The sequence below is a fragment of the Pyrococcus sp. genome, assembly GCF_030153625.1.
Classification (GTDB): domain Archaea; phylum Methanobacteriota_B; class Thermococci; order Thermococcales; family Thermococcaceae; genus Pyrococcus; species Pyrococcus furiosus.
In genome coordinates, this window is sequence record NZ_JASKLM010000062.1 from 1 (window position 1) to 8975 (window position 8975).

At 41.6% G+C, this 8975-nt stretch carries 11 protein-coding genes; 3 read left to right on the forward strand and 8 right to left on the reverse strand.

All coding sequences use genetic code 11. The features are described 5' to 3' along the window. Positions 1-80 precede the first annotated feature (80 nt). From PWP39_RS09005 to PWP39_RS09025, 5 genes are read right to left on the reverse strand one after another with little or no spacing between them, the layout of a single operon-like run. A complete protein-coding gene (locus tag PWP39_RS09005) occupies positions 81-668 on the reverse strand; it encodes a hypothetical protein (protein WP_288073491.1) in 588 nt (195 codons plus the stop codon). Then, on the reverse strand, positions 619-1146 hold the full coding sequence (locus PWP39_RS09010; RefSeq protein WP_288073492.1) for a thermonuclease family protein: 528 nt from the start codon (positions 1144-1146) through the stop codon (positions 619-621). The genes PWP39_RS09005 and PWP39_RS09010 overlap by 50 nt, the downstream gene beginning before the upstream one ends. Next, on the reverse strand, positions 1109-1357 hold the full coding sequence (locus PWP39_RS09015; RefSeq protein WP_013749198.1) for a DUF504 domain-containing protein: 249 nt from the start codon (positions 1355-1357) through the stop codon (positions 1109-1111). Before PWP39_RS09015 ends, PWP39_RS09010 begins: the two co-directional genes overlap by 38 nt. Continuing rightward, a complete protein-coding gene (locus tag PWP39_RS09020; protein ID WP_288073493.1) occupies positions 1354-2019 on the reverse strand; it encodes an MBL fold metallo-hydrolase in 666 nt (221 codons plus the stop codon). Before PWP39_RS09020 ends, PWP39_RS09015 begins: the two co-directional genes overlap by 4 nt. A 16-nt stretch (positions 2020-2035) precedes the next feature. Further along, complete coding sequence (locus PWP39_RS09025; protein WP_013749196.1) at positions 2036-2425, reverse strand: hypothetical protein; 390 nt, start codon at positions 2423-2425, stop codon at positions 2036-2038. 672 nt (positions 2426-3097) lie between these two features. Here PWP39_RS09025 and PWP39_RS09030 point away from each other — a divergent pair. Next, positions 3098-4246 carry a hypothetical protein gene (locus tag PWP39_RS09030; protein WP_288073496.1) on the forward strand — a complete coding sequence of 383 codons (1149 nt, stop codon included), beginning with the start codon at positions 3098-3100 and terminating at the stop codon, positions 4244-4246. Positions 4247-4266: 20 nt separating this feature from the next. Further along, on the forward strand, positions 4267-5241 hold the full coding sequence (locus PWP39_RS09035; protein WP_288073497.1) for a hypothetical protein: 975 nt from the start codon (positions 4267-4269) through the stop codon (positions 5239-5241). A gap of 1132 nt (positions 5242-6373) precedes the next feature. On the opposite strand, the gene PWP39_RS09040 is transcribed toward PWP39_RS09035, so the two are convergent. Continuing rightward, the gene (locus PWP39_RS09040; RefSeq protein WP_288073499.1) at positions 6374-6583 is read right to left on the reverse strand and encodes a hypothetical protein; all 210 of its coding nucleotides are present in this window, start codon (positions 6581-6583) and stop codon (positions 6374-6376) included. A gap of 35 nt (positions 6584-6618) precedes the next feature. On the opposite strand from PWP39_RS09040, the gene PWP39_RS09045 reads away from it, so the two are divergent. Continuing rightward, positions 6619-7371 carry a class I SAM-dependent methyltransferase gene (locus PWP39_RS09045; protein ID WP_288073501.1) on the forward strand — a complete coding sequence of 251 codons (753 nt, stop codon included), beginning with the start codon at positions 6619-6621 and terminating at the stop codon, positions 7369-7371. Here the strand turns inward: PWP39_RS09045 and PWP39_RS09050 are convergent. Beyond that, entirely contained in the window at positions 7368-7838 is a 471-nt protein-coding gene (locus PWP39_RS09050; RefSeq protein ID WP_288073502.1) for a nucleotidyltransferase domain-containing protein, read from the reverse strand. The two genes, PWP39_RS09045 and PWP39_RS09050, sit on opposite strands and share 4 nt — an antisense overlap. Before the next feature lie 128 nt (positions 7839-7966). Next, positions 7967-8566 (reverse strand): class I SAM-dependent methyltransferase, encoded by a 600-nt coding sequence (locus PWP39_RS09055; RefSeq protein WP_288073503.1) that lies wholly within the window; start codon positions 8564-8566, stop codon positions 7967-7969. Between the last annotated feature and the right edge of the window lie 409 nt (positions 8567-8975).

The window sequence follows — 8975 nt, forward strand, 5'->3', positions numbered from 1 at the left end:
TATAGAATGCTCTCAGCCTTCATTTCTCTCCCTTCTTTTTCTGAAAAATTATCAGAAACTTAAACCTAACGCCCTACCGCTTATCCTAACAGTATCCCAAAAAGTGCAAGTAATGAAATTGAATCCTTCATCAGTATCTTCCTTGATGTCCTTGAAACGATTAAGCCGAGAATTATTCCGAATACGAGGCCTATAACCCAAACATAGATTGGCCTTGATATCCCCTTGAGTGTTACATTTATCACCTGAGGGAGCAGTATGAGAGCTACCAGGAACGTTCCCTCGATGGTAAGTAGCGCGGTGCTTATGATCTCAAACTTTCCCCTCTCGTCTTTGAGGATCTTTAAGTCATGAGAAAGATACATGAGAAACCTCCCGAAATTAGAACCACTCCTGAATGCCAAGGGCAATGTTATGGCTAGGAGTATTGATCTTTTATAAAAGTGCAGGAAGAGGAAGACGCCACCTACTATCGTCACAATGTTAAAAATTATGTCCGGCCATGCCCTCTTATCGACGTCCTCTGATCTAACGATAACTTTGCCCATGAACTTCAACATTGAGAGGAAGAGCTTGATTGAGAGAAATGTTATCAATATTGCGTAGAGTAGCAAGGTGCTAATTACAGCTCCAAAGTCCACGCCTTTCCCTCCTCGCTTTGTCTTCAAGCTCTGAGTACTCTTTAATTTTGTCAAATTTCTTTTCGTAGAAAACCCTCGCTAAGCCTTTCTCAACCAGCAGGGCATTTACGTCCTTGGAGTCCAAGTAAAGGTAAACGAGCAACCTACCGTACTTATCTTTTTCTCCCTGCCTCGAGTCGAATTTCAGTGTAACGTACTTTCCAAGGGTCAAATTCTCAAGGAATTCTTTTGCCATGTAGCCGTATTTGACCAGACAGCTGAGATTGTGGATTCCCCTGTATTCCCCAGGCTTCATGAGCTCGGGCTCAAGCTCGGGGGCATCTATTCCAACGAGCCTTACCTTAACTGTATCTCCATCAATTCTAACGTACAAGGTATCTCCATCAACTACCTTAACAACTTTTCCATGGAGTTCTCTTGGCTGTTGGGATAGACACCCGAGGATGAGCATTATGATTATAATTAGGCTACCTACCCTTCCTGGTCTCCCATACAACCTTCCCATCTTTCCTCACTACCTTAAGGATTCTGTGATATGGGATCTGAGTTTCTCCAATGAAGAAGTATCCGTGACCGAGTTCTATGAGCTTTACGGGTATCTTCCTGACGTTCCCGTACGCTCCTCTGTGCTCTATTATTATGAAGTAATCTTCTTCGTTCTCCCTGGGATCATATTTTATTTTAGCAAGAACCTCCTTCACCGTTCCCTTCCTCATTTTAGAACCCTCAGTATTTTCTCTATATTTTCTTTCCAATTCTTTATGACCTTTCCATGCCCAGGAAGGCCGAGTCTGACATCAAAGTCCCTCAATAATTCCAGGGATTCAACGATCTTTTCCTGACTACCCGTTGGAAGATCAGTCCTCCCATAGGTTCCAGCGAACACCGTGTCCCCTGTGAACATTATCCTTTCCTCCTCATAGTAAAGGCAGGAACTTCCTCTCGTGTGTCCTGGAGTATGAATGAGAGTTAGCTTGACCTTTCCAACTTTAACTTTCTCTCCATCTTCAAGCTTGATGTCAACTTTGTGGGGCTCGAATTTCCTTCCATAATAATAAGAAAATATAACATAGTCATCGCCCTCCTCTAGGACTTTTGCCGTTAAAATGTGGGATGCAAATTCTGCATTCAGCTTCTCCTTAAAAATTAGATTCCCACCGACGTGATCGAAATGCTCATGGGTGTTAAATATCACGACCCTGCTAACTCCCTGGAGCCATCCCTCCCTTTTGGCAACATCTAGATATCTATTCCAGTACACTCCTGTTCCCGTGTCAACGATGAGCAACTCGCTTCCACTTTTTAGGAAATACACGTTTGAATCAAGGTGAATTCCTCTAAGCATGAGTATGTTGGGCCTTATTATTATCGGGATCATCAATCATGTTAAGCGTTTAAGGCCTTAAAAAGTGCATGAAGCCAACTATCCCAACTCCGAACAATGAGAGTAGGAATAGCACTATTATGAGCTCAAGAACGAACACCATTATCCAGGCTAGGAAGGCCTTCAACCACCCAGTCTCGAACAGAGATTTTATGACGGCTACGTAGGCGATTATCCCTAATAAGATGTTTATTCCAGGAAGGAATGAAAGTGCAATCGTGACTATTGCCTGTAAGATTCCTCCTAGTAGGACAACAAGTATTGACCTTCCGAGGCTAGCCTTTTCTATTCCAACGAGCTTTGCAGCTACATACATGAATAATCCAGCTATGACTAACGCTATTAATATGGCGAGAAAGAATAAAGCACCTAAACCGGCTATTATTATTCCTGGATGCATTTTTGCTCCCTCCAATAACGGGGGTTCCCCTACGGGGTTTTAGTGTGACTTTGTGGAATTTTACCCCAATTCTCTGTTTTTTCTACTGCCATGACCCCGAAGGAGTTGGTTTTCATTGGCCTTTCATCGAGTTTCAGACTTTCGGGGTACCGCATGCGGGGCACGTTTTTGAAGATTACTTTTATTTTATCCCATTTACAGTAACTCCAAGGATTTTCGAAGCTTCCCCTTTCATATTAACCGCTGGCAACTATACACAACACACCTTTATATATTTTTCAATTCAATAACGAAATTATTATACAAAAAGAAGAACAGTTAGAAACGGCTCCAGGGGGACCGCCTCATCACCGATCAGGAGGGATGAATCCTGTCATTGCCGCCCTAGCATTTCAATATTGGAGGGGTGAGTATTTAAAAATTATCTTTTCTTTTTGAATGCCTCGCCTTTCAGGACAGAGAGGAGATCAGCGACTGGGAATATATTGGATTTAAATCTCTGATATTGCTTGTAGATTGTAATACTTTGGTATATAGTTTTGTTAGATCTTATTCCAATGAAATTATCTTGTGAGTTCTCTGAAAGGAAGTGATGTCCTGATTATCTCTATAATGGAAATATTTAAATATTTGATTATAAGAAATTATGAAAAACTTTGGATGGTGGCACCAATGCAGTGGAAATTAGTAAGTGTTTTGTTGCTTGGTTTGTTGGTTTTGAGTTCTTCTAGTAGTGCAACAGTGCCAAGTAAGGATGTTTCTCCAGCACTTGCTGAAAAAGTTGCCAGGAGCTATGTGCAGTGGATTGCTGTCAATATCCCTGATTTTAAAGAGTGGAGGGATGCAACTCTTGGAAAGCCTGTCACGTATTATTTCCCTAATGGTGAGAAAAGTGCTTATGAGTTTGCAGTTTTTAAGAACGGTAAGAATGTTGGATTTATTCTTGTTTCGGCAAGAAAAGACATGCCTCCAGTTTTGGAGTTCAGCAAAGCAAAACCACCAAGCTGGAAGTTAGAGAAAGTTAAAGAGCTTGCAGAAAAGAAGGGTTATAAAACTGGGAGACTACTTTATTATGGAGCACTAACCTACAGCGTTGATATTGGAAACGGGAAAGCAATAAGCTTGAAAGACATGAAAGTGAGAAAATATCTAATAAACGTAAAGTTACAGTTTACTAACAATTTAGAAAGTAGTTTAGGAAAATCTTCCATAGGAATCTATACTGTAGATGGTTTAGTCATCAAAAGTATATCAGGAGTACCAGCTTGGACATCAACGGATTATGGAGGTGCTTATTACATTGATTATCCGGATAATGTGGGGCCTGCAAGTGATCCCTGGGATGATTGGGATGGCTGTGCAGCAATAGCAGCTTCAATGATAATTGCATATTATGAACCGCAATTACAGGATGATTGGAACAGGGAGGCAATAATTGATGTGCTTCATCACACCATGAATATCGATTATAATGGAGGATCCTATTGGTGGGATCAAGTAGAGGGTATTAAAAACTTTAAAGAGGAATGGGACAGCTTAACTGGATGGATAGTATCTGATCCAGTATACCATGACTTTACTGCAACATTCTATGAAGAGTTCAGCAGCTATGACATAATAACTGAAGTGAATACAAACCATCCATTCATGCTGGGGATTGAAAATCCTGGAAGTGCCCATGCCGTAACAGGAGTGGGATATGTATATTCTCAAGAAAGTGGAGATATCCTCTACATTAAGGTTCACGATGGAGACGAAGTGAAATATATAACTAATGGAAACTGGCAAGACGCAGATATGATAAAAGTTAGAACAACCTGACTCTCCTCAGGGTGATTTCGATGAAAAGGATAATCCTCGCTATCTTTATTCTTTTAGCTGTACTCGGGTATGTATACATCTCACACATCAACCCTAATCATGGACTTAACCTCAATGTGCATCCAAAGTGTAACTATCAAAATCCTTCTGAAGTGTTGAATACTGTACTAACTGGAATAAACCATTTGTATAGATTGGAAGAGGCACCTATAGAGCTTATTCAACCCTCAGACTATCAAGAAAAGTTCACTGGAAAAGCTAATGATACAGCATTTGGACTTTATGTCTATCAATCCTGGGATTCGTGTAGAAAAGCATATGATAAGATTATAAGTAGCTTGAGGAATTTCAATTGTACCCTCCACGAGGAAAAGAAATGCATATGGACAAAGAACAATGAAGCTTATTACATAAACTGTATGGCCATTAAGGGTTCATACGTTCTAATTGTCGTCAAAGGATCTCCTGAAGAGATAATTGATTTTGTCGACTCAATAACGCCTCTATATTATGGACCCTCACCGCAAAAAGTTGTCTTCTATACCCTGACCAAGAGCCGGGCATATGAAAGCCCAATCTTTGGTGAGTATGCGATTCCCTTTAGAGAAGGGAACTGGACAGAGAAGGTAGAGGTCAATATAGGCGGCTATCTCTATAAGGTAGAGGGAGTGGTGGATTCTAGATACTGGAATGGAAAGTTTCCGATAAATGTTAGAGACGTTCGCATGGCAATTTATGTTTATCCAGAAGGTTGCGGAAAAGAGGTCTTTCTTAGGGTGCAAAATGCTTTAACGGATAGCTGGGAAAAAATTAGTGTTCCTACTAACGTAACTGAAAAGAAAAACTTCATCGGAACCCTAATCGTAGGCACCATGTTCAAAAAAGGCAATATTGTTGTTTACGTTGAGTACTCAAGGATGATGGGTTTCGATAGGGTAATAATTCTGTATGGGAACGAAAAGGATGTCAAAAAACTGGCCTCGATATTGATGTAGGGAGTAAATTTCATGAAAATCTACCCATTTCTTTCTAATTTTGAGTTTGACCTTGATAGTGATAGCTGGATACTGCTCATTAAGGAAAAGTACCCCCCATCTTTGAAAGCTGACAATTGCAAAGATGCGGATCAACATCTTTAAGTTTTAGAGTTGAACCTCGAGTGCCTGCTATTGGATTGAGTAAGATGAAGTCATGATTCACATCTACATATGGCATTTAAGATCGAGGTAAAACTAACCTTGTAGTATCATGCCATCAGGACGGCTGAAGGCGAGTAGTAAATAATGGTTTCAGTCTGCCATTTCTCTCCTTGTTGGGTTCTGTTAATTGTTTAAGCGATGTAAAAGCACTTTATTCGCTAATCTTAGATGCTCAAGTCATCATTGCTGATGCCGTTATTGTGCTGAGATATCGAGAAGAAGTAAGTAACTCAAAAACTCAAATACTAGTTTGATTATTTGGCGAAGAGAATTTTGGAGATCGTGAATCTTATGTGCTAAAGAGACACCCACTTGGTGTATCTTCCTCTGTCTTCGCTTTCTCCTGACTCTGCAAAATATCCTTTCTTGACCAAAACGTTATTTGGATATCCAAACAGTGCCAAGCTTCAATGACCAGTTCTTTAAAAGTATACCACTGGCTCACTCCCAATCTGCTTACAATTTGTTTAAATCTTCTTTCAGCTCTTCCACTTCACTCATAGCTTTTTCACTTCACTTGCAACTCTACTAGCAACTTCCCACACTATCTATCTTTCCATTATCTTTATCGAAGAGTGAAACTCCAAATCTTCCTCCTAAAATTTCCTTTGTTTTCCCATTTTTGTGAAGTTCTTCGAGTGCCCCTACCTAAAGCTTCTGCTTCGTCTTTCCCTGCTTTTCCAGACCAGACTAAATCGGGAATTCACAAGCATAAGGAATAAACTTCCTATTTTTGCCCATTCATTTTCTAACATGGTTTAGGAACTTCAAATCTAAGACGTAGCAACCAACAATGGCAAAATGGAGGTATTTTAGCTTTGAGTATCTCAAACAGTCCAACCTTTTCAGACTTATTTTAGGGTTTTATATTAAATATCAGGCTGAGGCTTTCAAAACATCTTCCCATGGTGTAAAGCAGAAGTTGAGCTCAATTTGCCCACTTTCTTTTTAATATACTATTTTGAACGAGATAAGCCAATGATTCCTTATCTACCAGCTGCAAAGCGTCTTTCATGCTTATAGGATACTCAGAAACCTTGAGTATTAGCTCCTCAACCTTGTATGCATGTTCCCAGTACTCTCTTTCTCCATTCCCACATACATAAATATCAGTTTGCTCATAGGGTGCTATGGTCAAAATACTTAAAATAGTTTTCATCAAAGTGACAAAAGGTGGTGAAGTTGCCAGACTTCAACATCGAAGAAGTCTTCAACGTTGATGACTACATGTACTTCTACTCTGAAAAGCTGACCGAGGAGAGAACGCAAAAGGAAGTTGAGTTTCTGGTAAAAGCTCTTAAATTGGAAGAGCCAAGGAAAATCCTAGATTTAGCTTGCGGCTTTGGGAGGCATGCAATAAAGTTGGCAGAGTTAGGGCATGAGGTAGTTGGCGTCGACATAATGGACGGCTTCCTTGAGATCGCAAGAAAAACTGCAGAAGAGAAAGGAGTGAACGTTAAGTTCATGAAAGGAGACATGAGGGAAATAAACTTCGAAGAAGAATTCGACGTAGTTTTGCTCCTCTACACATCATTTGGATATTTCAGTGACGAGGAGAACTTTAAAGTATTGCAAAACGTTTACAAAGCCTTAAAGCCAAATGGGCTCTTCTGCCTTGATGTTCCAAACAAAGATTTTGTAGTTAAGCACCTTTCTCCATACTCCGTGCTTGAGAAGGGTGATGATTTAATGATTGACATGTCGAGCTTTGACGTCCTTACGGGAAGAATGCACGTCAGAAGAATAATCATCAGAAATAACCAAAGAAAGGCTGTTGAGTACTCCTTAAGGATTTATACATATACTGAGCTGAGTGAAATGCTCAAAAGAGCTGGTTTTAAGATAGAAAAAGTTTATGGTGGCTTTGATGGCAGAGCGCTTTCCCTAAATGCTCCAAGAATGATAGTGATTGCAAGAAAGACTTAAACTCTCCCTTCCAAAAACCTCTTCAGCATCTCCGCCTTCTCAACCCTGCCGAGCTTGAGGTAGGCTTGATACTCATACTCTAAATCCAAAACGGGAATCTTCATCCCTTCAATCTCCACAAAGCGCTTGTATCTGTCTATATCTACCGGAGGCTCCCATTCATTGTTGACCTTCTTTTGAATGTCGCCCATTATCTCGACTTTGATCCCATCAATCATGAGCACTCCAAAGTGCGAGCGGATTCTCTCGCTCTCCTTAAATTTAACAGGCTCAACCACGAACTCAGAAAAGAGGCGCTCGATTTCATAGGCTCCTTCTCTGTCCGTCTGAACATCAATGTCATGCGGCTCAACAGGGACACCTTGGAGGGCAAAGCAGAGGCTCCCGGTAATAACCCAGTTCACATCACTATCCTTCAACCGCCCATACAGCTTACGGAGAGCTTTAAGATGTCTCTGAGGAATCATCTCAACACCTCAAAGCTCTATATCCAAAAAGTTCTTAAAAAGTTTGGGGCGAGAGGAGATCGGAGAGGTTCTTTGAGAGATATTTTTAGTGGAAACAGGCCCGGAAAGCAACGACTAATCGCCAGTCCTTAACCTTTGGGGCTCATCTCGGCAATCCAGATGTATCTATTTATCCTCTCGAAACGGCATTGAAGGCTGAGCCTTTCGCAGGTTCTCTGCAGCTCATCAACGGTAGCAAAGTACTCGTCGAGAACTTCCTCAAGGATGCCGTCCTCCCTCGCTATGCGCAGTTTTTTCTCCTCTGACTCGAACATGACGTCGGCGATGACGATTCTCCCCTCGGGCCTTAGAACGCGGAGCATCTCCCTCAGAGCGGCTTCCTTCTCTTCATCCGGCACGTGGTGGAAAGCGTAGGTGCTTATCACTGCATCGGCGGTCTCATCTGGCAGAGGTAGCTTAAGGAAGTGCCCATCGAGCGGCTCGAAGTTGTGTTTTTCTCTGAACCTCACCCGCATCCCGCGGGAAGGCTCAACTCCTATGTACCGCTCGCATCTGAGGAAGCGCAGGATGTTGCCCGTTCCGCAGCCAATGTCCACTACTGTGCCAGTAGCTTTTTCGGCCACGAGCTTTAGAACCCTCTCATAATCGGCGTGGATCCAATCCTCCCTGCCAACGTCTTCATCGTAGTTTCTGGCCCAAGAATCAAAGTCCCACTTCACGCGCTCCACCAGTTATATGCAGGGAAGTTCACTTATTAACCTTGTGATGGTTGACTTTTCACTTTAGCGTTCGCTAGAAGTGTTGTTTAAACCAGAAGACCCAATCCCTGAAATGATCAAGCAAAAAGTCCCCTTTTCCAGGCTAAGATGCTTGCCGGGTTACAAATAGGAGCCTCAGGCTTCAGGTATTGACGTTTTTTGACCTCATCATGCGATCCGAATACTTGACTGAAGATGGTCTCAGATGGCCTAAGCTCACTTTCGTTAGAGCTCTGGTGGAGGTCTTAATATTTGTCAGTGGTGAGACACTGATCTAAAGAACCCTAGTTCCCATTAGATCGTTAGGGTTATAAGCACTTAAGTTTTTTGGTTGATTGGTGGTTGTATTGAGTTTTCAGAGGGAAATCCTGATCATAAA

Bases quoted from the DNA above. Each gene is read 5' to 3' on its own strand.
- PWP39_RS09010 (WP_288073492.1), bottom strand. From the start codon at position 1,146: ATGGGAAGGTTGTATGGGAGACCAGGAAGGGTAGGTAGCCTAATTATA.
- PWP39_RS09015 (WP_013749198.1), bottom strand. From the start codon at position 1,357: ATGAGGAAGGGAACGGTGAAGGAGGTTCTTGCTAAAATAAAATATGAT.
- PWP39_RS09020 (WP_288073493.1), bottom strand. From the start codon at position 2,019: ATGATCCCGATAATAATAAGGCCCAACATACTCATGCTTAGAGGAATT.
- PWP39_RS09025 (WP_013749196.1), bottom strand. From the start codon at position 2,425: ATGCATCCAGGAATAATAATAGCCGGTTTAGGTGCTTTATTCTTTCTC.
- PWP39_RS09030 (WP_288073496.1), top strand. From the start codon at position 3,098: ATGCAGTGGAAATTAGTAAGTGTTTTGTTGCTTGGTTTGTTGGTTTTG.
- PWP39_RS09035 (WP_288073497.1), top strand. From the start codon at position 4,267: ATGAAAAGGATAATCCTCGCTATCTTTATTCTTTTAGCTGTACTCGGG.
- PWP39_RS09050 (WP_288073502.1), bottom strand. From the start codon at position 7,838: ATGATTCCTCAGAGACATCTTAAAGCTCTCCGTAAGCTGTATGGGCGG.